At 36.7% G+C, this 24639-nt stretch carries 18 protein-coding genes; 7 read left to right on the forward strand and 11 right to left on the reverse strand.

Features of this window, described 5'->3' with window-relative positions; all coding sequences use genetic code 11:
* Positions 1–130: 130 nt before the first annotated feature.
* Both RIV7116_RS27770 and RIV7116_RS27775 read right to left on the reverse strand, forming a co-directional pair.
* Positions 131–2470, reverse strand: a complete 2340-nt coding sequence (locus RIV7116_RS27770; RefSeq protein WP_015121654.1) for a cation:proton antiporter — start codon at positions 2468–2470, stop codon at positions 131–133.
* Between the two features lie 156 nt (positions 2471–2626).
* Positions 2627–5611, reverse strand: a complete 2985-nt coding sequence (locus RIV7116_RS27775; protein ID WP_015121655.1) for a PAS domain S-box protein — start codon at positions 5609–5611, stop codon at positions 2627–2629.
* A gap of 406 nt (positions 5612–6017) precedes the next feature.
* On the opposite strand from RIV7116_RS27775, the gene RIV7116_RS27780 reads away from it, so the two are divergent.
* Positions 6018–7577, forward strand: coding sequence for a deoxyribodipyrimidine photo-lyase (locus RIV7116_RS27780; protein WP_015121656.1), 1560 nt, complete (start codon positions 6018–6020; stop codon positions 7575–7577).
* A gap of 157 nt (positions 7578–7734) precedes the next feature.
* Here RIV7116_RS27780 and RIV7116_RS27785 read toward each other — a convergent pair whose 3' ends face one another.
* Both RIV7116_RS27785 and RIV7116_RS27790 read right to left on the reverse strand, forming a co-directional pair.
* A complete protein-coding gene (locus tag RIV7116_RS27785) occupies positions 7735–7926 on the reverse strand; it encodes an RNA-binding S4 domain-containing protein (RefSeq protein ID WP_015121657.1) in 192 nt (63 codons plus the stop codon).
* A gap of 49 nt (positions 7927–7975) precedes the next feature.
* Entirely contained in the window at positions 7976–10741 is a 2766-nt protein-coding gene (locus RIV7116_RS27790) for a PAS domain S-box protein (RefSeq protein ID WP_015121658.1), read from the reverse strand.
* Positions 10742–11274: 533 nt separating this feature from the next.
* Here RIV7116_RS27790 and RIV7116_RS27795 point away from each other — a divergent pair.
* Complete coding sequence (locus tag RIV7116_RS27795) at positions 11275–12213, forward strand: cobalamin-binding protein (protein WP_015121659.1); 939 nt, start codon at positions 11275–11277, stop codon at positions 12211–12213.
* 65 nt (positions 12214–12278) lie between these two features.
* Here RIV7116_RS27795 and RIV7116_RS27800 read toward each other — a convergent pair whose 3' ends face one another.
* From RIV7116_RS27800 to RIV7116_RS27810, 3 genes are all read right to left on the reverse strand, one after another.
* Positions 12279–12572 carry a protealysin inhibitor emfourin gene (locus tag RIV7116_RS27800; protein WP_015121660.1) on the reverse strand — a complete coding sequence of 98 codons (294 nt, stop codon included), beginning with the start codon at positions 12570–12572 and terminating at the stop codon, positions 12279–12281.
* 102 nt (positions 12573–12674) lie between these two features.
* Positions 12675–13760 (reverse strand): M4 family metallopeptidase, encoded by a 1086-nt coding sequence (locus RIV7116_RS27805; protein WP_015121661.1) that lies wholly within the window; start codon positions 13758–13760, stop codon positions 12675–12677.
* 349 nt (positions 13761–14109) lie between these two features.
* A complete protein-coding gene (locus RIV7116_RS27810) occupies positions 14110–14844 on the reverse strand; it encodes a trans-aconitate 2-methyltransferase (protein WP_015121662.1) in 735 nt (244 codons plus the stop codon).
* A 711-nt stretch (positions 14845–15555) separates the two neighbouring features.
* Here RIV7116_RS27810 and RIV7116_RS27815 point away from each other — a divergent pair.
* Positions 15556–16464 carry a mechanosensitive ion channel family protein gene (locus tag RIV7116_RS27815; protein WP_015121663.1) on the forward strand — a complete coding sequence of 303 codons (909 nt, stop codon included), beginning with the start codon at positions 15556–15558 and terminating at the stop codon, positions 16462–16464.
* Positions 16465–17019: 555 nt separating this feature from the next.
* Here the strand turns inward: RIV7116_RS27815 and RIV7116_RS27820 are convergent.
* Positions 17020–17979, reverse strand: a complete 960-nt coding sequence (locus tag RIV7116_RS27820; RefSeq protein ID WP_015121664.1) for an aldo/keto reductase — start codon at positions 17977–17979, stop codon at positions 17020–17022.
* A 186-nt stretch (positions 17980–18165) separates the two neighbouring features.
* Between RIV7116_RS27820 and RIV7116_RS27825 the strand changes: the two genes are divergently transcribed.
* Positions 18166–18759 (forward strand): DUF1802 family protein, encoded by a 594-nt coding sequence (locus RIV7116_RS27825; protein ID WP_015121665.1) that lies wholly within the window; start codon positions 18166–18168, stop codon positions 18757–18759.
* Between the two features lie 407 nt (positions 18760–19166).
* Positions 19167–19421 (forward strand): hypothetical protein, encoded by a 255-nt coding sequence (locus RIV7116_RS27830; RefSeq protein WP_015121666.1) that lies wholly within the window; start codon positions 19167–19169, stop codon positions 19419–19421.
* A gap of 122 nt (positions 19422–19543) precedes the next feature.
* On the opposite strand, the gene ggt is transcribed toward RIV7116_RS27830, so the two are convergent.
* Positions 19544–21313, reverse strand: a complete 1770-nt coding sequence (gene ggt / locus RIV7116_RS27835; RefSeq protein ID WP_015121667.1) for a gamma-glutamyltransferase — start codon at positions 21311–21313, stop codon at positions 19544–19546.
* Positions 21314–21634: 321 nt separating this feature from the next.
* Between ggt and RIV7116_RS27840 the strand changes: the two genes are divergently transcribed.
* A complete protein-coding gene (locus RIV7116_RS27840; RefSeq protein WP_015121668.1) occupies positions 21635–22228 on the forward strand; it encodes an HD domain-containing protein in 594 nt (197 codons plus the stop codon).
* Between the two features lie 144 nt (positions 22229–22372).
* On the opposite strand, the gene RIV7116_RS36110 is transcribed toward RIV7116_RS27840, so the two are convergent.
* On the reverse strand, positions 22373–22564 hold the full coding sequence (locus RIV7116_RS36110; RefSeq protein WP_015121669.1) for a hypothetical protein: 192 nt from the start codon (positions 22562–22564) through the stop codon (positions 22373–22375).
* Between the two features lie 428 nt (positions 22565–22992).
* Here RIV7116_RS36110 and RIV7116_RS27845 point away from each other — a divergent pair, with 428 nt between their 5' ends.
* Positions 22993–23844, forward strand: coding sequence for an SDR family NAD(P)-dependent oxidoreductase (locus RIV7116_RS27845; protein ID WP_015121670.1), 852 nt, complete (start codon positions 22993–22995; stop codon positions 23842–23844).
* A 382-nt stretch (positions 23845–24226) separates the two neighbouring features.
* Here RIV7116_RS27845 and RIV7116_RS27850 read toward each other — a convergent pair whose 3' ends face one another.
* Positions 24227–24571: a hypothetical protein gene (locus RIV7116_RS27850; RefSeq protein ID WP_015121671.1), complete on the reverse strand. Its 345-nt coding sequence runs from the start codon at positions 24569–24571 to the stop codon at positions 24227–24229.
* Positions 24572–24639: the final 68 nt, after the last annotated feature.

Raw genomic sequence — 24639 nt, forward strand, 5'->3', positions numbered from 1 at the left:
ATTGGGCATTGGTAATTGGTAATTGTTAATTGGTAATAATTATTCATTCTTCTTCCTATCCCCCCATCTCCTTATCTCCTTGTCTCCCCATCTCCCTATGCCCCATGCCCCATTCCCCATTCCCCATTCTTCATTCCCTCAACTCATCGAGCGGTAAATAATCGCGTAAAGCTTCTAATTCTGCGGCTTTGACTACTGGGATTGATAATACTGCCCGATCGGTTTTAGGTGAAAATAATTCTTCTAGTTGATTTAAAGCGGTTAATCTACCGCACAATAATAATTGATCGCGGTTTTGCAGTTTGGTTTTGCTGTTGGGATAGCGAATAAATTTTCTGTCTCTTCTAATTGCTTGTATTTCTACGCCATATTCTTGACGGATGTCCAATTCACCCAAAGTTTTTCCTAAAATTAGCGATTTTGTGTTGAGTTTAACCCATTGACAGGCGCTGTTTTCTCCGGGAACTGTTGCTTTCCCCGATGCGAATTCGTCTAGGGCTGCTATTTCTTCGGATGAACCAACTACTAAAAGCTTATCTCCTTCTTCTAAAGTGCTTTTTGCGTCGGGGTAATCTATTTCTAACCCGTTGGTGCGCTTAATTGCCATTAGACTGACTCCTGTTAAGTAGCGCATATCAGCTTGTTCTAAAGTCATTCCTACCAAAGGCGAGTTCATCGGTAGGGAATACCAGCGTTTGTTTAAATCGGCTGTGGCTCGTCGCAAATCGCGGGCTACTTCGGAGGCTGATTGTTCGGGACGAAAATCTAAATAGTGACGTTGGCGGATTTCCTGGATTTCTCGCTGTACTGTTGCTGGTGAGAAGCCAACATCTGTTAGTAGAAACGAAACCATTTCTAAACTAGCTTCAAATTCTGGCTGTACAACTTCTCGCGCTCCTAGTTGGTATAGTGCTTCAATATTTTTATTGTTTGTAGCGCGCACTACTATATTTAATTCTGGATATAATTCTAAACTGCGCCGCAGTGATAGACGAGTACTCATAGGATCGGGGAGAGCGATCGCTATTGCTTTAGCTTGGGTAACTCCTGCTGTTTCTAAGACGTGAAAACTCACGCAGTTGCCGTATACATAAGGAATTTTAGCTTCCCGTAATTGTTGAATTATCCTTTCGGATTGGTCTATAACTACAACTGGGAGTTTGTGAAAAAGCAGCAGTTTTACTAAGTTTTTACCGACTCTACCGTAACCGCAAACTATAACATGGTCTTTTATCGGTAAGTCTTCAGCAACGTCGAGGGGTTTGCCTTCACCATTAAGATAAGGCTTTAGCCAAGGCATTGATTCAGCCCAATCGAATATAATCGGCACCAATCGCAATAGGAAGGGCGTTAAGATTAATGTGACTGCTGTAGTTCCAAGAATAAGTAAATATACAGAGCGAGACACTAATCCTAGCTGTTGCCCTTCGCTAGCCAGAACAAAGGAAAATTCACCAATTTGAGCAAGTCCTAAGCCTGCAATCAAAGCAGTTTTTAACGGATAGCGGAATATTTTGACTAAAGGAGTAATGATTAAAAATTTACCAATAAATACCAAGGTAACTAATCCTAAAATTAATTCCAGATTGTTCCATAAAAATACTGGATCGATTAACATTCCGATTGCAGCAAAGAACAAACTAGCGCAAATGTCTCGCAATGGCTCAACATAAGTTAAAGTTTGGTCGGCGTATTCCACTTCGGAAATCATCAAACCGGCGACAAATGCGCCCATTTCAATGGAAAGTCCTAGTTCTTCTGTTAATAAAGCAATTCCCAAACATAAAGCTACTACACCCAACAAAAACAACTCCCGGCTTTCAGTTTGTGCCAGCAATCGCAATAAAGGCGGAATCAACCATATACCTGTAGCAACAGCACCTGCTGCAAACAAGCCAATCTTTAACAGAGCCATCAGTACCGCAACACCAAGAGTTTCCACGGGTTGATCGAGAGCAGGTAATACTGCTAGCATTAATCCCAATGCTAAATCCTGTACCACCAAAATTCCCAACATTACCTGTCCGTGGGGAGCTTCTGTTTCATTGCGCTCCATCAAGCATTTTAGAACTACCGCAGTAGATGACAAAGATAAAATCGCCCCCAGAAATACACCTTGAACCGGCGAACTTACCCAGCCAACTCCCACCGACACCAGAGCAGTAACTCCGATAGTTAAAATAATTTGTAAACCACCACCACCCAAACTTATTTTCTTAACTTTGTTGAGTTCGGCAAAAGAAAACTCTACCCCCAGGGCAAACAACAAAAAAGCAACACCGAACTGCGCTAAAGTCTCAATTTGAATAAACTCTTTGATTAAACCGAAACCGGCTGGCCCAACCATCATGCCGCCTACGAGATACCCTAGTAAAACGGGTAAACCTAAAAGCGAAGCAAACAGTCCCCCACCCGCAGCCACAGCGAGAACCGAAACTAAATCAACTATTAATCTAAAATCTTCCTGCACAGGCTTATAAAAAAATATATTTATTCCTTGTATCCAGCATACAAAGTTTTGTGAAGACTGTCTCAGGAATCGGCGAGCAGTGAGCAGTGAACAGTAAGCAGTGAACAGTGAACAGTTATTTATTTTCTTCCACCTCTTCCCCCTCTCCCAATCACTTCATCTCCCCGATACGGGAATTTCAATTACGAATTCTGCACCTTTGCCAATTTTAGAATTGCAATAAAGTTTACCACCGTGTTTTTCGACAATAATTTGGTAGCTAATAGATAGCCCTAGCCCGGTTCCTTGTCCGACATCTTTAGTGGTAAAAAATGGGTCAAACAATTTGGAAATAAAAGCTTGGGGAATTCCTAATCCATTGTCAGCAATACGAATCGCTATCCATTGCTCGGATAATTGTTCAGATATAAGTTCTGTACTAATTTTTATTTGACTGGGCTTGTTATTAATCGATTCTATGCTGCGTTTTTGATTGTATTCGTCCAAAGCATCAATAGAATTAACTAAAATATTCATTACGACTTGATTTAACTGTCCGGGATAGCATTTAACTAAGGGAAGAAGTGCATATTTTTTAATAACTTCTATTTCCGGAGAATTAGGTTTTTCCTTAAGACGATTTTGTAAAATCATTAAAGTCGAATCAATTCCCGAATGAATGTTAACTTCCTTGTATTCTGACTCGTCTAAACGTGAAAAATTGCGTAAAGATAAAATAATTTCCCTAATTCTTCTCGTCCCTTCTTGCATAGATTCGAGTAGCTTAATGACATCTTCTTGAATAAAATATAATTCTATGTCTTCAATAAAGGCTGCAATTTCTTCTGGGGGGTGAGGATAGCAGTTTTGATATAATCCGAGTAATTTTAATAAATCTTCGACATATTGAATTGCAGGACTAATATTGCCGTGAATAAAGTTTGTTGGATTATTAATTTCATGAGCAACTCCTGCAACCATCTGTCCAATAGAAGACATTTTTTCGCTTTGCACTAATTGAGCTTGAGTACGTTTTAAGGTACCCAAAGCCTTTTTTAATTCTTGGGTTTGTTTTTGGAGTTTAATTTCGTTGCGTTTTCTTTCGCTAATATCTCTAACTACGGTTAACCCGTGAAGTTTACCGTTATAAGTGCAGCTTGTTCCTTTTATTTCAACATCCAATTTTGAACCATCTTTACGTACATCAACTGCTTGAGCATAAAACTTCTTTCCTTGTTGAATCTCTTGAGAGAACTGTTGAAATAAATAATGATAATCGGAATCGATAAAAACTGTCGGATGTAAGCCGATAAATTCTGATGGCGAATAACCATGCATATCACAAGCAACAGGGTTAGCTTTGACTAATAAACCCGTTTCCAAATCATTAATCAATAACCCGTCGCTAACATTTTCAAAGATATGCCGATATTGTTCTTCTTTTTGACTTAACTCTAGTTCTATCTGCTTGCGTTGGGTAATATCTGTAGTAGTAACAATTAACTTATAAATTCTATTTTGTATGTCTCGCATGGGAGTAACAGCTATTAGCCACCATGTTTGAATATCATTTAATTCAAAAGTTTCTTCAAAATACTGAGTTTTACCTTTAGTTACACAATCACGATAGCGTTGATTGTAAATCGCAGCCATTTCTACAGGTAGCGCTTCTGTTACTGTTTTTCCCAGCATTGAAGCCATAGCCATAGGAGCATTTTTAGCCATTGCGGGATTAAAATCTACAAAGCGAAACTCTTTACCAGCTTCTAACACTTCAAGAACAAAGATACCGTAATCAACACCTTCCCAAATACTTTGTAAAAACAGTTGTTGTTGCTCTACTTGCTCCTGAGATATTTTTTCTTTTGTAATATCAATAACGCAACCACACCAGATAATAGAGTTATCTTCTTCCATTCTTGGTTCGGAAATACCTTTCAACCACTTTGCTTTACCAGAGTCAGTAATAATTCGCCATTCACATTCCCATTTTTGAAGAGTTTGAGCAGAATCGACGATTTTTTGATTTACTAAAGCTATATCTTGGGGATGAATTAGCTCAAACAACATATCCGAATTTTCTAATGCTTGTTGCGGTTCAATTTCCCAAAGTAGCTTACACCCATCGGAAACATAGTTAAAGGATTTATTACCGTCAGCTTGCAGGCAAAATTCATAAATCATCCCCGGTACGTTATCAGTCAATCGAGTTAATCTTAATTCTGTATCAACTAATTGTTGAGTACGTTTTCTGACTCTCAGTTCTAATTCTTGATTTAACTCTTTTAGTTTAAATTCTGCTTGTTTATATTCGCTGATATCGCGTATATTGGCTAAAATTAAATCTCGCCCATTTAAATTTATCCGACGTAAGAATATTTCAACATCAAATATTTTTCCACTAGTATAATGTTTAGCTTTCCATTCAAAAAGTTTACTTTTCCCTGCAATTACTGTTCGCCAAATTTCTGGTAATTCTTCAAAAGGATTATCTGGGCTAGAGTAATCTGTTGCGATAGATAAGTTAATAGCTTCCTGATAATTTACTCCATACATTTGCAGCATTTTTTGATTGACATCAATAATGTTGCCATCTAAATCGTGGATAAAAATGGCATCATACACGCTATCAAATATAGTGCGTAAATTAGCTTCAGTTACCTTTCTTTGGGTTATATCAACTATACAGCCATACCAAACAATATAACCATCTGTATTTTTTTCTGGTTTAGAAAAGCTCTGCAACCACTTTTGTTTACCTGAAGGAGTCGTAATTCTAAATTCACATTCCCATGTTTGAAAATTTTGGGCAGATTCGATAAATATCTTTTGTAAAATTGCTGCATCATCCGGATAAATCATGTCAAATAAAATATCGGGATTTTGTTGCACCACTTCTGGAGAAACTTCCCAAATTGATTGACATCCACTGGAAACGTAAGGAAAAGAGATATTACCGTTTGGCTGAATCTGAAAGTTGTAAATTATCCCCGGAACATTATCGGCAAAATTATGTGATAAGTTGCAAGTCTGACATTTTACGTCTTGTGCTTCAGTTTTCTGGTAGGCATCTTCTAATTTTTTAACTCGATCGCGCAGTGAAATAAGTTCTGCCTGCATTTGTTCGTATACATGTTTATCAACGGTAATAGTTTCTTTCATCGCTGCGATTTCTTACCTCTGTAAGCGTTATATAAAGACTCGTAGTTATAAAAATTTTGCTGCTATGTTCTGCTTTTGTAGTATTAACCGACCCTACAAAGATGACATTATCTGGCACAATAATCATAGGTAGCCATCGGCAGTCAAGAGTTATGACAAAATCAAAGGTAAATAACTTATTGAATGTTTTCGCAAAAAAAAATTAAAATCAGAATAAAATTATAAATAAACTCATATTTGAACGAATACCGTAAGAATACCCAATTATTACTTATTCATTATTTATGTTTTTTTCTATCTGTTAATAAGATTTTTTTTGATTTATTTATAATAAATTGATAATAAACACATTCATGCTTAATCAATTCTTGGCACACCACTTTTGACTCTTAATTGTTAACTCATTATGAACATACTTTGGTTTCGTAGAGATTTACGTTTGAGTGATAATGAAAGCGTCTTTAAAGCAGTTGCTAATAACGCTGAAGTATTGCCATGCTTTATTATCGATCCTTGGTTTTTTGAATGGAAGGATGTTGGTAAAGCGCGAGTTAGATTTTTGTTTGAATGTTTAGAAAATTTAGATGTTAACCTGCAAGAAATAGGAAGTAAGCTATTTATATTTGAAGGTAACTCGGTAGATGTTATACAAAATATTACCAAAGAACTCATACAGAAATCCTATCAGCCAAAACTGTATTTTAACCGCGACGTGCAAGTTGAATATGGAGTTACAAGAGATAAATTAATTATCGATTTTTATCAACAACAAAATTTAGAATGCTATATCGGTTTAAGTAACTTTATTCAACCGCAGGAATGTCGCGAAGAATGGTTTAACGAATACTATACTTATCAACGGAATTCCTTGTATCCAGCCCCAACTGATATTAATACACCAAAAATATCTTTCAAGTCTCCCCAACTAACAGTCAAAGAATTAAAACAGAAGTATAGCGTTTTTTGGGAAACAGATAAAATATATTTTCCTGGTGGAGAAACAGAAGCAACAGCAGTATTAAACTCATTTCTCTCTAGCAGGTTTAAAGGATATCATTGGAAAGTTTCTCGCCCTTGGATGGCGCAAAAAAGAGCTACATCACACCTTTCTCCTCATCTTGCTTTCGGCACTGTTTCTACAAGGATGGTGTATCAAAAAACAAAAAAACGTGCCGAGGAACTAGAAAAACAGCCCAAAGCGGGATTTTCTTTAAAAGCGTTTCGCGATAGATTGCGATGGCATGATAGTTTTACGCAACGCCTGTACTCGCATCCAGAAATTGCTTATACTAATCGTTTTCCGGAATTTGACGAATATTATCAGCCAGATGAATTAACACCCGAAAAGCAAGAACTTTTTGAGGCTTGGTGTGAAGGCATGACAGGCTTCCCAATGGTAGATGCAAGTATGCGTCAATTAAAAAGAATGGGTTGGATGAACTTCCGAATGCGGGCAATGTGTGCGACTTTTTTAACAATCAATTGCGGTATTTCTTGGCATCATGGAGCCAAGCATTTTATGAATTGCTTGGTAGATGGAGATTTAGCTATTAATAATTGGCAGTGGCAAATGCAAGCTGGAATTACCAATCCTCTGAGCGATACTTTTCGTATTTATAATCCTACTAAGAATTTACAAGATAAAGACCCAGAATTAAACTTTATCTACCATTGGATTGAAGAATTAAGAGGTTATAGCTTACCAGAAATCATCGCTGGAGAATATATTAATTACAGCTACTATCCGCAACCAATAGTTGATTGGTCGCAAACACGTAAAGTTAATGGTAAAATTGTTTCCAATTTACGTAAGAAAGTCAAAGCAAGATTAATTTCTGAAAAAGGGGAAGAATACTACAATGCAACAGCGACAAAGCGAACAGTAGAAAAGTATCGTGAATCCAAAGATAGACAATATCGCGAAGCTCAAGATAAACAAGCAAAAATTTTAAATGAAAACGGTTAATAATCCCCTACATTCATTTCAAATCAAATTTTTTGCCAGTATCATAACCTCGGTTTATTTCTAATTTCACAATCAAATAATGATGATTTGACGACTAGAAATCGGGGTTATTCGGACTTATTAAAAGTAGTGCAAGATACTAGTTTAAAAAAGTCTGTCATTCGTTTAACTCACCAACTTCAAAAGTTTGATTTTCTATTGTTATTTTATCACCAGTAACTAACTTTCTTCCACGACGAGTTTCTAGAATACCGTTGACTTTGACAGCACCATCGACAATTAAATGCTTTGCTTGTCCGCCGGTTTGTACGATACCTAATAATTTTAAAAATTGGTCGAGTTTTATCATAATATTTTAATAGTTTTAACTACCAATTATTAATATCATACTTTCAAGGCTATGTGAAATATTGCATTAAAATTGATTCTAATTTGACAATACCAATTGGTTTACTTACAAAATCATTTGCCCCAGCTTGAATAAATTTATTTCTTGAATTATCATCCTTGCTAGGTGTCATAACTATCACAATCGTACCTTCTAAAGCCGGAAGTTTTCGCAAAGCTGCAAGCAAATCCAAGCCATTGAAATTTCCTAATTGAATATCTAGTAAAATCAAATGCGGTTGAAAAATACGAACTTTTTCTAAAAAACTTTTCCCATCTAATATCCACTCAACTTGATAACCTATTGTTTGTAAATAATCTTGCAGCAGTCTACCAGTATGTTCGTCATCTTCTACTAAGACAATACGTTTATTATTTAGATTATTTCTATCACCTATATCATTATCAAGATAATGAACTTTTGCTTCCCATTTGTTCATCTCCTTTTCTTCATCAAATTCACTATCGGGAATAAACAATGTAAATCTACTGCCTTTTTCAGGAGTTGATTCAACTGTTACATCTCCACCGTGCAAGCGAGCCAATTTGCGAGTTAAAGCTAAACCTAAACCAGTGCCCTCATACTGACGATTTAATCGAGAATCAAGTTGTTTGAAAGGTTCAAATAAATATTCAAAATGATGCGATTTGATACCGATACCAGTATCCGAGACTCGAAATGCAATCCCTTCAGGTAGCTTTATCACTTGTAAAGATACTTTACCTTCAGAAGTAAACTTAATTGCATTTGTAAGTAAATTCAATAACATTTGTTTGATTCTACGTTCATCCGCAACACAGGAATCTGCTCTTTTATCGATGGCATAGGTTAACTCCAACCCTTTATTTTCAGCAAGTTCTCGTACCGTTGAGATAACGTATTTACATAAATCTTCTACTTGCAAAGGAAACAAGGATAAATTTTCTTTTCCTGCTTCGACTTTTGACAAATCCAGAATATCATTGATTAATGATAATAAATGCACTCCACTGCTATAAATACAATCGATATACTCTCTTTGTTTATCATTCATTGAGCCAACTATTTCTTGTTGTAGCAACTGCGATAAACCCATAATTGCATTCAGAGGAGTTCTTAATTCATGACTCATAGTTGCCAAAAATTCGCTTTTAGCTCTACTGCCAACTTCTGCCGCTTCTTTACTTTCACGTAATTGTAATTCCGTTTCTTTACGCTCGCTAATGTCTTCGACAATTGCAAGAAAAAATTTTGGCTTTCCGTTAGGGCGTGCAATCAAGGAAATGCTTAAATGAGTCCAAATTTTCTTATTCTTTTTGTGTAAAAGCTGTCTTTCAATTTCCAAACCCTCAATGTTGCCCAGCATCAATTGCTTGTAATTTTCTACGTCATTGTTTTCAAAACAGAGATAGTTTGCAAAACTTTCGCCATGAAGCTCGTTAAAATTATATTCGAGCATTCTACAGAGCGCTGGATTTACATTGACAATTCTTCCTCTTATATCTACTAAGCAGATGCCCATAGAAGAGCGTTCAAAAATTGCCTTAAATTGTGCTTCGCTCTGCTGCAAAATTTTTTGTTCGGCTTTTGTTTTGCTCGCTTCTATTGCGAATGTAACAAAATCTGCGATAGAACTAGCAAAACTTTTCTCTTCTGATTTGCACTGATGCCAAGTATTGAGATTGTCATGACTGTATATAAAACATACTATACCCGCTATATTACCTCTAAGCCAAACTGGTACATTTAAGACAGATGTGGTACCAAATGTGGCAATATAAAATTTAAATAGCTCTTGAGCTACATTTGTTTCTGCAATATTATCTAAATAATTTATACCTAAATCTAAAGCTGCAAAATAATTCGGGTAGTCTGGTTTTCTTAAAGTAATCGATTTTAAATGGCTGTTATCTTCATAACTATATAAATCTATATTTTTTAATTCAGAAAGTTCTTGATTGTACAACCAAACGCCAACTTGTTTAACATCTAAATTTAACCCAGCAGTTTGTATTATTTCCCGTACAGATTCACTTATATCTCCTTGAGCAAAAGTTCTGCTGCTAGCTAGTTTTATCAGAATTTTGCTTTGATTTTTTAAGAGATTTTCTTTTTTTTGTAAAGCTGTTTCTACCCGATTGCGTTCTGTAATATCTCTAACTGCTGCTACACGTATATTCTGAGAAAGATTGGAAATTGTTTTGCCTTGGATTTCTGCTAGGAATGTAGAGCCATCTTTTCTTTTAGCGGTAACTTGATACGGGCTTTCATTGCCACTCAAAATATTTTGACTAATTAATGCTTGCGATTCTGATGTAACTAATTCATACCCGTTTTTACCAATTAACTCTTCAACTTCGTAACCCGTCATCTGAGCTAAAGTATGATTTACATCTAAGATAATTCCTCTATCGTGTAGTATTATGCCTTCAAAAGTAGCTTCCGACAAAAAACGCCATTTCGCGTTTTCACTCTCTTGTATCTTGCCATCATCAAACTTTTTCCGTCTCTCGATTGCAGATATTATTGCCCGTCTCACATGACTATTGCTGCGATCATTTATTACCGTTACTTCATCTGCTCCAAACCTAATAGCTTTTTGTAAAGCTGCTTCGTCTTCATTTTCACTCAACACCACAATTGCAGTATTACTTAGCTGCGAACGAACTAAGGAAATACTGTCAAAATCTTGAATACTCCTCAAAGGTAAATCTAAAATAGCCGCGTCAATGGAATTAAACTTCAATACCGACTGAATATCAGACAAATCCTTTACTACACTCAATTGATGAGGCATAAGTCTTCTTTGCAGCCAATTGCTACTATTTTGTTTATTTTTTAACAGTAGAATACAATATTTATTTGATATCATGCTCGTCACCAATAGAGCAATTATGTGTTAATGAGGCAATTAAAGCATTATTTAGTGTCTCATGATAAGCCACAATTATCTGAGAATATCAAAATAGCATTCATTTTTGCTACATTGAATCATTAAAAGCTTAGAGTCAAGCATGATAAGCATTGCTATCGCTAATTTGTTTGATTCTTGCTGCATACTTTTACTAAATTTTAGCTGCCAATATTACTGTAAACTGCTTATATATTCAATAAATTAATACTATATTGCTGATATTTTAATCTTTAGATAGATTAATTTCATTATTGAAGCTGTTCTAAATTAGTAATACCAATTCTGTATGAGGCTGCGCTTAATCGCCCTCAGCCTGGAAGGCTGGGGCTACTGAAACTAAGCCCGCCTACGCGGGCTAAATTAGGCGCATCTTTATAAAGAAATGGTATAAGTAGTTAATGTCTTCGAGTTGAGTCATGACGAAAGACAGCACCAGAATAATTTCCTTGATTCCGAGCGGAACTGAAATATTAGCCGCCTTAGGTTTGACAAAAGCAATAGTCGGACGTTCCCATGAATGCGATTTTCCTCCTGAGATTCTAAACCTTCCCGTTTGCACTCAAGCTAGATTAAATAGTAATGCCGATAGCGGCGAAATTCACAATCAAGTTAACGATTTATTACAATCTGCTTTGAGTATTTATCAAATTAAAACAGATATTTTTGAGCAATTACAACCTACTCATATTATTACTCAAGACCAATGCGATGTTTGTGCTGTCAGTTTTGGAGAGGTGGAAAACGCTCTCAAAAGTCTGACTAATTCTTCTCCACAAGTCATTTCTCTACAGCCAGATGTTCTCAAAGATGTTTGGAACGATATTAAGCGAGTTGCTCAAACTTTTAATGTGGATTCCGAGCCGCTATTAGAAAACTTACAGCATCGAATTCAAATAATTGACGATAAAACTCAGTCACTTTCTACCGTCAATATTCCTACAGTCGGCTGTATTGAATGGACTCAACCTTTAATGAGTGCATCAAATTGGATTCCTGAATTGGTTAATTATGCCGGAGGAAAAGCTTTATTTAGTTCTATAGGTAAACCTTCCCAGCAATTTGGATGGGAAACTTTTGTAGAAGGCAATCCAGATATCATTATATTTATGCCTTGCGGTTTTGATTTGAATCGCACTCGCACCGATGCCCAGCTATTGACTCAAAAACCTGAATGGATGCAGCTGCGGGCAGTAAAAAATGATCGAGTTTATATTACAGACGGTAATTCTTACTTTAACCGTCCCGGACCGCGTTTAGTAGATTCCTTAGAAATTTTAGCAGAAATTATTCATACGGAAATCTTTGAATACGGTTATCAAGGTAAAGCTTGGGAACAGTTAACAGTGAACAGTTAACAGTGAACAGTTAACATTGAACAGTGAGCAGTTAACAGTGAACAGTGAAATATAATACCTTTAATCTATCCCCCATTACTATTTATCCATTTAATTAAAGGCTGTAAATTTTCTGGTATTGCGCTTTCTGTTACTGTCACGGTATGTTGCCTACAATCATCTTTCACTGTCAAAGTATATTGAAAGCGATCGCGCTGTTTGGAATCGGCGGCTATATATGCAGGTAAATCAAAGAAATTGGCTGAATCTATCAATATCTGAACTTGTTGGGCTTGCTCCTGCCGCAATTTAGCTGTATCAACCTCGATAGCTTTACTTATGCCAGCAAAACCACCGCTACGCTCTAAGGATATTAACATTTTGATCGAACATCAAACAGAGGAAGAGTAGAAGGAGTGGGAGTGGGAAAGGAATAATTTTACATATTAACAGTTAACTGCTCACTGCTCACTGCTCACTGTTCACTGTAAAACCCCAACTTCTTTCCAGGCATTATTTACAGCTTGTTGCTCGCTACTTGATTCACCATAAAGTTCTCCTGCAACTGCAATTGTTGTTTCTGCGGCTTGTTTAATATTGGCTTTGGAATCCAGTTTTTCGCATAAGGTAACGTACCAAATTTTTCCCGCTTTGTCCCAAGCGTAACCACCTATTTCTGTTGCTGCTAGATAAAAAGCCCGGTTGGGTATGCCCGAATTTATATGCACTCCACCATTATCTTTTGTACCTGTATAAATATCTTTCATGTGTGCCGGTTGTGGATCTTTTCCAAGTACGGGATCGTCATAAGCTGTACCTGGGGATTTCATCGAGCGAATTGCTTCGCCTTGGACTTTTTCTGTAAATAATTCCACTCCAATCAACCAATCTGCTTCATTTGCAGTTTGATTTTTAATTCGCTGCTTTACCAAGGAACCAAATACATCAGAAAATGACTCATTGAGTGCCCCTGCTTCACCAAAATAGATTAAATCTGCTTCATATTGCGTCACTCCGTGGGTTAATTCATGCCCGATGACATCAGCCGACTTGGTAAAACGGTTGAAAAGTTCGCCATCACCATCACCGTAAACCATTTGACTGCCGTTCCAAAATGCGTTTTCATAATCTTTGCCGTAATGTACGGTTGAATCTAAACGCAAACCTTTATCATCAATAGAGTTGCGATCGCAAACTTCTTTGAAAAAGTCGTAAGTAGCGCCAGCAGCATCATATGCTTCGTTTACAGCTTCATCTTCGCTAGGTGCATCCCCTTCGCTACGTACTATTTGTCCAGGAAGTTCTTGAAGATTTTTGGCATCATATATATTACGGTTTTTTCCACTGGTTTGCGGCGTAACTTGCATGTTACCCAAATTAAACCGCCTACCTCGAATCTGTGCTGAAAGGTTTAAAGTTTCAAAAGCCCATTCACGCTGTCTTGGAGAGCCATTAACTGCCATCTTTTCTAACATGTAAGGCGGGACTATACAACAGATAGGACATCTGTTATTAAGTAAATGTTTGAACCCAAAACTATGCGATTTTGTCCGCTTTTTTCGAGCCATTTAAATATGTTCTCCCTTTTTAATGTAGATATTCAAATTCAGAATGAACAGTTGAAAGTTGTATGTTACGAACATTCTTAGCAATGGATTTTCATCGAATAGCAACCTTATTTAATTGCATTCGATGTTTTACTTAACGAGTTTAAATCATAAAACGAGCGTGAATGTTGGCTATGTTACTTATTGCTGTTTTGTTAAGGCAATAGAGATAATATTTTTTATTGCTATTTGATATTTGTTTATATTTATATTTATATTTATTACTAAATATTTATTTTTTTTCATTAAAAAAACGGGCAAGATGCCCGTACCACAAGAATATAAATGAATATTCCAAAATCCAAAACTTCTAAATAAATCCCCCAAATACCGCCAATTTATAATATTTCCAAGGTACCGCCACTGACTTAAACCCAGCTTTCGCTAGCATTTGCAACTGTGTATCTAAAGTTGCTAATTGGTCTTGACTGGAGTAACCGTAACTAGCAGCATAATCTACAGCATCGCTATTACTCGCTAAGCGAGAACGAACTTTTTCTATAGTGCTTCCTTGTTTTTCTGTCCACTCTTTTCCTGCAGTTTTGTATATTTCTTCTAATATTGGCGATTCTGATAAAACTGGATCTGCATTCCAAAAAGAACCACCCTTCCTAAGACTTTTAGCAATGCGTTGAAATAACTTTGCTTTCATTTCGTCGCTGAGATGATGAATCGCTAATGACGATACACAAGCGTCAAATTCTGTACCGATATCAAATTTTTCGGGATTATTAGCCCATTCACCGAAATCTGCTTCTAAACCACTCCATTGCTGATAACCTGCTTCAACCATCTTCTTTTGAGCAAATTCAATCATTCTCGGTGAATAATCAAGAGCGATAATTTGAGCATCCCGACAGCGATTGAGTATTTTTTTGCTAAGTTCACCCGTGCCGCAGCCTAATTCCAAAATACGACGAGATGTTGAAGGAACGCAGCGAGCAACTGCTTCGAGCATTTCATCATACCCTGGCATTAGTTGCCGCATACCAGCATCAAAATCACTAGTTTGAGCAAATACTTCACCCGGAAATACTTGTGGCATGGAATTTTTTTACCCTGAGAAAGCACTATCAATACAATCATGCATTAATTTCTGTTTTCTATGTCATATTTTTTCTGGAAATATTAATTCAAGATAATTCTGTTGTAATTATCCCCATTTAAAGACTTGAATTGATTTTTACTATTGTCATCGAGGAGACTAACCGCAAAATAAATCTGAACTTAGATAACTAAAGCACCATCTAAGTATACAAAAATAACTAATTTTCTTTAACATAGTAATAGACCTCACTAGTTTTGTGTGGTTGTGTGTTGTAAAACTTAGTTGTAATTTGTCAGGGGTTAAGCCCTGACATTTTTTTTGGCTGCTTTATGCAATAGTTGTTTACCGGTATTGCATTACCTTGAACGAATAATTGGTAATTGTTAGTGAAGAGCAAAAAACAAGATAACTGTAGAAAAATAATCAGGTTGATTGAAAGAACATAAATCAGTCTTTAGTTAGGTTTAGAGTTCAGCCTTTAGATAGATACTATCTTAACTACTATTTTATCAGTTGATAGATTGCCAAAACGTCAAAGCTTAAATTAGAATCTTGATACTTAATACAATTTTTATTTTATAAATTTGTGAAATCAAATACTGATTGTTTTTGGTTCAAAAGTATTAAATGATATTGATGAAGTGAAAATTGATTTTAGATAATCGATAAAAATTCTATTCTTTTGCTTAATTTGGTAGTGGATAATTTATGGCATTTATCGAAACAATTAAAAATAGCGTTCAAGAATTGATTGGTAGTGCGGTTAAAATTTTACCTGCAATATTGACGGCAGCAATTGTTCTGTTCTTGACTAGATTTGCGGCTCAATTTACTCATACACTTGCTCAAAATATAGCAAAAAGGACAGTCAGCAGCAGATCGCTGCAATTTTTGATGGCGAAAATTGCCTCAACAGTAACTTGGATTTTTGGCATTCTTCTTGCTTGTGTAATTGCTTTTCCCGGTTTAAGATTGGGAGATATAATTGCAACTCTTGGGCTTAGTTCTGTTGCAATCGGTTTTGCTTTTCAAGATATTTTCAAAAACTTTCTTGCAGGTATATTAATACTTTTACAGCAACCTTTTCGTATTGGCGACCAAATAATTGTTAGCGATTATGAAGGTACTGTCGATCAAATTGATATTCGTACTACGGAAATTATTACTTACGGTGGAGAAAGAGTTGTAATTCCCAATTCAACAGTATTTACCAGTGTAGTTCAGGTTAGGACGGCATTCGATCACAGACGTACCGATTTAGCTGTAGGGGTAGACTATAATACTTCTTTATCTGAAGCGTCAGATATTTTAGAACAAACAATTTCCCAAGTAGAAGGTGTTTTAGATAAACCAGCACCAGAAATTGATTTAGTTTCTTTCGGTGATAGCTCCATTGATTTTATCATTCGCTACTGGACTCTACCCCAACAAAAACAAGTCCGCCGCACTCAAACTAGAGCAATTTTGAGTATAAAGCAAGCTTTTGACAGAGCCGATATCAACATTCCTTACCCGATTCGTACTCTATATTTCTACAATCAAGAAAAATATAACGATTATATGTCCGCTCCAAACGATGGAAAAGCACCGAGGAACACAGATTTCAGCAACCATTAAAGTTAAAGACTTATAACGAGTAATAAACTCGCTCCTAAATAATCTAACGAAAAGTACAATTAAAAGCCTAAAGCCTGGTAAAAGGTTTACCAGGCTTCTTGATTAAGATTTATTAAGGTCAAATCTTTACTTTTGGTCAATGATTAGGAGAGTTTAGAATTTTAACAACTAAAGTTTACTTAACTCATAGCAAACAACGCATTTTTACATTTTCCTATTTAGGATATTGGCTTACCTCAATTTGGTAGATGCCACTTTTTTAATGCTGAAATTTACCTGGGCTTTGACCGGAGACACATTGTCATTTACCCAACTGAGCCTATGAATGCCTTGCTTGTGCCTTACTTATTAAGTTATCACCTATGAGAAAAAATGAAATCCCCTATTAACCTAACTTTACTACTCTTCAAATTCTGTAATAATTAAGTCTATTTTGGTAATTGGGGATTGGTAATTGGTAATTGGGCATTGGGCATTGGGCATCGGAAGAGCGATTAACTCCCTACTTATTTAAAACTGCTCACTGCTCACTTTTCACTGTTCACTGTTCACTGACTACCAAGTCCACATCACGGGGCTATCATCTTGATGACTGGTGACGATTCTTCCGATAGTGTCTATTTCTTTTAGTTCTTCTTGGGAAAGTTTCACTTCGGCTGCTTGAGCATTGGATATTACGTGTTCGGCAATACGCGCTCCGGCTATAGCATTAGCTTGAGGTTGAGCAATTAACCATGCTAGGGATAGCTGCGCGAGGCTGCACTTATGGCTTTCGGCTATGGGGCGAAGTTTATCTAAAGCTTGTTGAGCGCGTTTCATACTTTCACCTTGAAATAGCTGGTTATCAGCACGATTATCGCCCTCTTGGAATTTATGGGAAGCATCAAATTTTCCGGTGAGCAATCCTTGAGCTAAAGGGGAATAAGCCAGAATCGAAATATTATTTTCAATACAGTAAGGCATGGCATCGTTTTCTACTTTTCGCCAAAACAAAGAATAAGGTGGTTGCAAACTGTCGATTCTGCCGTATTGTGCAGCTTCTTCTAATTGAGCGCGTGAAAAATTAGATACGCCTATAGCTCGGATTTTACCTTGCTCTTTGAGGTGATTAAGAGCATTCATTGTCTCTTCTATGGGAACAATTTCGGTATTAAAGGCACCACTCGGCCAATGAATCTGGTATAAATCAATGTAGTCAGTTTTGAGGTGCTTCAAAGAACCCTCGCAAGCTTCGATAACTTCTTGATATTTAAGATGGCTGGCGAAAACCTTAGTTGCATATTCAACTTTATCCCTTACATCTGATAATGCTTGGGCAACAATTTTTTCTGAATGCCCTGTACCATAGACTTCAGCAGTATCAATAGTAGTGATACCATTTTCAAAAGCCGCTCGTATGGCTTTAACTGAATCATCATCCTTGATTCCTACCCACCACTTTTTGCCAGCTTGCCATGTTCCCATGAGAATAGGCGTAATTTTGACTTCAGATGTACCCAAGTTGCGTTTTTCCATGATTTTCAAGTTACCCTTGATGCATATTTACAATTCGACTAGAAACCCAGTTTCTTGCCAATTCAACCCGAGTGCTATATTCCGGGCTACTTGTCTGGATTCTAAAATAATAGTTTGACCGATTAAAAGCAGAATAGAAAATACGAGCTTCAAAATATCTATTTTTATCAAAACCTAAAATCACAAATGGAATTAACTACAAATCACGCACTTAAAGAATGGGCGATCGCTATTAATGCTTTAGAAACAGGAAAAACTATAATGCTGCTGCGTAAAGGCGGCATTCATGAAAAGGGTGGAAGCTTTCGGGTTGCTTACAACAGAGTTTTGCTATACCCTACCTACGAACATCAAAAAACTTCGATGCTCAAACCAGATTATGCCAATCAAGTTGTTCAAGTAGCACCCGATTGGCGACCTAAAAGCATTAATATCGCTAGTTATGCTGAGATTAGCCATATTTTACCCATTATTAACGATGCAATCATTAATGCTTTATTTCCATTCCATATCTGGAATCAAGAATTTGTTAGCGATCGCCAAAAATGGAAACCCCAAAAACCCTTATTCGTGCTGCTATTGCGGGCATACAAACTAGCAATTCCTCAAGTGATTGAATATAACCCGCGATATGGTGGATGTAAATCTTGGATTGAATTAAATAAATCTATTTCCCTCGAAGCTGCCAAACCGGTGTTATCAGAAAATGCTTACTCAGAATTAGCAACTCAAATCTGCGAAATTATTGGCGATTCTTCGGATGTTTCTGGTTTAAATTAGAAAAAATATAAATGTTCAATCAGTTCTAACAACCTGCTGTTAAGCCTTTGCAAGATACTGAATTTTTAAATACTAAATTATACAGCATAAAAGTAATTAAAGCTACACACGCTTAGTATATTTACATATAAAATTAGACAAACGCGGATGTTTGCAATTGGTATTCTATTCTCTCGATTCCACGGAATATTTTGTCTGTGGCTAGTATTTACTTAGAGAAGAAATATCAACTTTCATTCCTAAATAGAGTATCAACAAGTACTAACACATACTGCCTACAAAATGAAGAATGCAATAATCGTTATTTATATCTTATAGCTCATTCTTCAAAATATCCGGAAAGGGCAAGACAGTACTTGACAGATATCTGTAATTATGTTTTCAATGCGAAATCCAAAGGAGCTTGTATGAAAAGAATGTGCTGGTTATCCACTTCTGGTCAAAACAAAGAGAAAATTTTGCACTTGCAGACAGCACCGAATGAACCTTGGCGACCATACACCGCTTTTCGACAAATTGCAGTACCAGATTATAAAATACCTGGGGGTTCCAAAGGATGGGCAACGTATCAAAAATTATTAAAAGCTGGTTGGACATTAGTACCCAGCGCCCGTGCCAAAGAATTTTCACCATCAAACATTAATAACGCTTCACACAAATAGGGCATTGGGCATTGGGAATTAGGTAATTGGTAATTGGTAATTGGTAATTGGTAATTGGAATAATTATTTATTCTCCTCTGTCCCCCTCTTCCCATGCCCCATGCCCTATGCCCAATTCCCAATTAAATTCCCCTAGCCTCACCTTCACCTCTGGAATCGGCAGCGCCTTCAAGGGTACCGTCTGGTTTGACAATAATCAGGTTTGAATTGCCCCAAGGTTTGGTTTGTCTAATTTTGTGTCCTCGTCGCTTTAATTCTTGCAAAGTAACTGCATCCAATCCCCAAGGTTCGACGCGCAATGTATCGGGGAACCATTGGTGATGTACGCGGGATGCGGAAACTGCTGCGGCTGCATCCATTTCGTATTCTAAAACGTTAAGGATAATTTGCAGAACTTGAGTGATGATAGTGCTACCTCCAGGGGTGCCCAATGCCATCCGCAATCTTCCATTTTCGGTGACAATTGTAGGAGTCATGCTTGATAGAGGAGTTTTCAAAGGTGCAATGGAATTAGCTTCGTTGCCCAGTAAGCCGAAAGCATTGGGGACTCCTGGGGCTGCGGCAAAATCATCCATTTCATTATTCAGAACTATTCCCGTTCCTGGTGTGACTACACCGGCACCAAAACCCAAGTTGATGGTAAAAGTCAAACTGACAGCGTTTCCTTGTTCGTCGATAACTGTCAGATGACTTGTTTCTGTAGATTCTCGGTATTTTTTATTGTTTGATTTTGGATTGGGAATTGCAGGAATTAATCTTGATGGTTGAGTTTGACTAAATTTCTGTAACGTCTCTTTGCTAACTGGCTTTATTTGAGTTGAAGGGTTTGCACGCTGCATATTAATTTGTCGGCGGCGCAGTTTTGCATAATCCGGATTGATTAGCTGCTGTTGGGGAACTTTAACAAAATCGGGATCGCCTAAATATTCCGAACGGTCAGCATAAGCAATTCGCATAGCTTCTACTATTAAATGTATCGCGTCGGGGTGGTGCCATCCCAAAGATTTTAAGTCTGTATCGCCGATAATATTTAACATCTGCAATAAATGAATGCCCCCCGATGATGGTGGTGGCATTGAACAAACCCTAGCTTTACGAAAATTACCGCAAACTGGATCGCGCCAAATTGGTTTATAGGATTTTAAGTCTTCTAAGGTAATCAAACCGCCATTTTTCGCCATATCGTCGGCAATAGCACGAGCGATTCTTCCCGTATAGAAACTTTGAGGATTTGCAGCGATATCTTCTAAAGTATTTCCTAAGTCTTTCTGTACGAGCCTTTCTCCTGGTTGATAATAATTTCCGTCACGAGTAAAAATAGTTCTTGCCGCTTGATTGCTAGCAATCATTCTCTTGCGTCTTTTAACAGCACCCACAAACCTATTTTTGACAATAAAACCATTTTTCGCCAATCTAATTGAAGGCGAAACAACTGTTTTCCAAGGTAATTTGCCATAACGTTGATGAACTTCATACATACCCGCTACAGTGCCTGGTGTACCCACGGCTAAATAACCGTTAATGCTTGCATTGCGACGTACCTTACCGGCATCATCCAAATACATCTTTTTTGTTGCTTTTAAAGGAGCGCGTTCGCGAAAGTCTAAAGCCTTGATTCTACGTTTCTTGGAGTCGTGTAATAACAAAAAACCACCACCACCGATTCCAGCAGAAAAAGGTTCCACCACCGAAATTGCAAAAGTAGTCGCTACGGCAGCATCTACAGCATTACCGCCTTTTCGTAGCATTTCTAACCCTGCTTCGCTTGCTAAAGGATGGGCTGAAACGACCATTGCTTTTTTACCGCGCAAAGGTTGTTTAAAAGCAGCACTAGCAATTTGAGCGTAAAAAATAACGCTTAATAAAATGATTGACCGAGATAAAACACGCATATAATTTTCTTATAAAAGAAGTAAGAAAATTTATATCATGAAGCAAGGGCGTTTGTATTTTAAGATTTATGGTTAAGTTTGAAGGTTAAATAAATTTAGATTGCTATATATTTTTGCATAAATCCAGGAATGGCCGCAATTGTCATAAGGCTTGGGTTGGTGCGTGACAGGAAAACCTTATTATTGCCTTATAAATCAAGCGAACTGTCACAGCAGCCTACAAGCAAAATGTGCCAGTTGCGGCCATTCCTAAAATCTTTATAATTAAGAGACTTGCACTAACAGATTAAATCGTTAATTAATAATTATTAGTTGATTTACATGGAAACAAAAGGCGATTTACCCCTTAGTTTTTTAAAAGATAAAAATACATTACCAATCATTGAAGCATATTTTGAATTTGTTCAACTTAAACAGCTTTATCGTCAAGGTTGGCTGAATCAAGGTATATCACCTCAAAACTGTGAAAGCGTTGCAGAACATTCTTTTTGTGTAGCTTTGTTAGCTTTATTTTTAGCAGACCAATATTCAATCAAAGTAGATAGCGCCAGAGTAATTAAAATGGCATTAATTCACGATTTAGGAGAAGTATATGCCGGAGACTTTACCCCCACAGATAATATTGATAAAAATCAGAAGTATCAATTAGAGAAACAATCTGTCGTCAAAGTTTTAGGAAAACTTCGCAATGGGCATGAGTGGATTGCGTTATGGGAAGAATACGAACAAGGTGAATCAGCAGAATCGCAATTTGTTAGACAGCTTGATAAATTAGAAATGGCTTTACAGGCTAGTGTTTACGAGCATCAAAACAATCTAAATTTATCTGTGTTTTTTGCTTCAGCTAATCGCAGTTTATCTTCAGTCGAATTAAAGTTTATATTTAGTAATTTAGAATTATTGAGAGTTTCATAAATATAAATCAGTCACTGAAAATATTCTTCAACAGATTCGCTTGATATTAAATTAGGATTTAATTTGCTTATTATAAATACTTGGTAGAGATATTTTGATAATTACTTACCAAACCCCAATTAATTTGGGGCTTTTTATATATTGCTAAGAATCAATCCTTGTATTGATGTATAAACGACCGCTACCACGATGATTTTTTCGTGGTTTTGGCGATCTAGTTTTTGCTTCTTGACGAATATTTAGTTGATTTTTAGGAGTTTGAAATATAGAATTTTGGATAAACGAAGGTGACGCTACTAAAATTAATAGCGATAAAACAGTGTATATAATTTTCATAGTCTTCGAGCCTATATAAGAAAACTTAGGATTAATACAAAAACCTACATCCGTTATCACACTGATTACAAGTAAAATAGAATACAATATTTTTTTAATTACTGGGAATAAATTACTTTTTAATAGATCTTCTATTGTCGATAAGAATTAATGATATCCACGCACGATAAAAATATAGAGATACAAGCTTATTGCTTCTCTATATTGTTTTGAGTATCAGTAAATTAAAGAAAAATTTAATAGACTATTGGTATGCTGGTAGTCTATTAGAGGCAAAGGTCGTAATAAAATAACTTCTGACTCGAAAATTTTAACTTCTAACAAAAGTAAATAAGCAAGAGCAAATTAGGTTTAAAACAGATAAAATAATTTATAAGTTATAATCTCAAATTTCCAATTTCAAACTCTGAACTCCTAACTTTTTTAAGATGCAAAGTGTTGTTGTGACTGGTGTTTCTACAGGCATCGGTTGGGGTGCGTTGAAAGTACTAAGCAGTAAAGGTATTCATATATTTGGTAGCGTTCGGAAGTCGGAAGATGCAGAACGTTTATCTACTGAATTTGGCGACAGTTTTACACCTTTAAGACTTGATGTTACTGACGAAAAATCTGTAGGTGAAGCTGCGGAACAAGTTCGCGAGCAAATTAATGGTAATAACTTGCTTGGTTTGGTTAATAATGCTGGAATTGCCATCGGTGGTCCATTAATGCATCAATCTATTGCCGATTTTAGAAAACAAATCGAGGTCAATTTAACTGGACAACTAATTGTGACTCAGGCTTTTTTACCTTTATTGGGGACTGATTCTACTTTCCAAGGAAAACCGGGAAGAATTATTAATATCAGTTCTGTTAGTGGAAAAATTACGCCACCATTTCTTGGCGCTTATAGCGCATCTAAGTGTGGATTAGAAGCAATTTCTGAAGCGTTACGTCGCGAACTAAATATTTATGGGATAGATGTAATTATAATTGGACCGGGTTCCATAGCCACACCAATTTGGGATAAGGCGGAAAAGATGGATTTTTCTCAATATGAAAATACTATATTTGCAGCTTCAATTCAAAAGTTTCTCGATTTCGCATTGAAAAAAGGACGTTCCGGTTATCCTGTAGAAGCCGTAGGAGAATTAATTTGGAAGACTTTGACTGTTGCAAAACCTCGGGTTCGCTATCCTATTGTTCCCAATCATTTCTTGAATTGGACGATTGCAAGATTGCTTCCCAAACGAGTTGTAGATAATATCATTGCCAAGCAACTTGGTTTAAACCGCGATTAATCGCTATTGACAGTCCGGTTGGTGCGTGACACTAAAAACATTATTAATACGTTCCTTCATTAATCAAAGTGTCACAGCAACGGCAATAAAGCGGGAAGAGAATCTACACCGCTTTTTGCCTCCCCTACAAAAAATGTACCGGTTGCATAAGTCCTAATAATCTGCAAATTTACCGAAAATATTGACGAAAAAACAAAGTTTTTGCTCACATATATTAGAGGATGTTTATAAAGTTAATAACTATACTTTATTTGGCAGTTGAAACCGCACCTATATAGCCGAAACTCTTGATGATAACTAGTTGATTTTATTTGCCTGCTTACTTTTAAAACATCCTCTTGTATCGCAATCTTAATGTCTCACAAATGATTCAAGATTGTTATTAATACCGACGGTAAGTACGATAACGACATACTCTACGGTTGCGTTTGTAATAGCAGGTGCGACGACGGTAAATCCGGAAGGGGCGACGGTAGCGACGGCGGTAAATCTTACGAACTCGATAGCGACGACGAGGGCGACGGCGGCGATAAACCCGACCACGGCGGTAAACTCGGCGAGTTCGATAACGTCCAGCCACTAACTCTTCTTTAGGTGTTTCTGATTGAATTTCTACTACAGATTTTTCGGCATTTCTTGAAATTGCTGCATTAACTGGAGGTGCTACTGATAATACAGTCGAAGTTGCAACTAATCCTAAAGCGGCAAATTTAATTAATTTTAACATTAGATTTAAAACCTCTGAATGCTTATATTTACATCAAATGATACATAAGCAGGTTTACAGTTTCTTAA

Source organism: Rivularia sp. PCC 7116 (assembly GCF_000316665.1).
In the GTDB taxonomy this organism is placed as follows: domain Bacteria; phylum Cyanobacteriota; class Cyanobacteriia; order Cyanobacteriales; family Nostocaceae; genus Rivularia.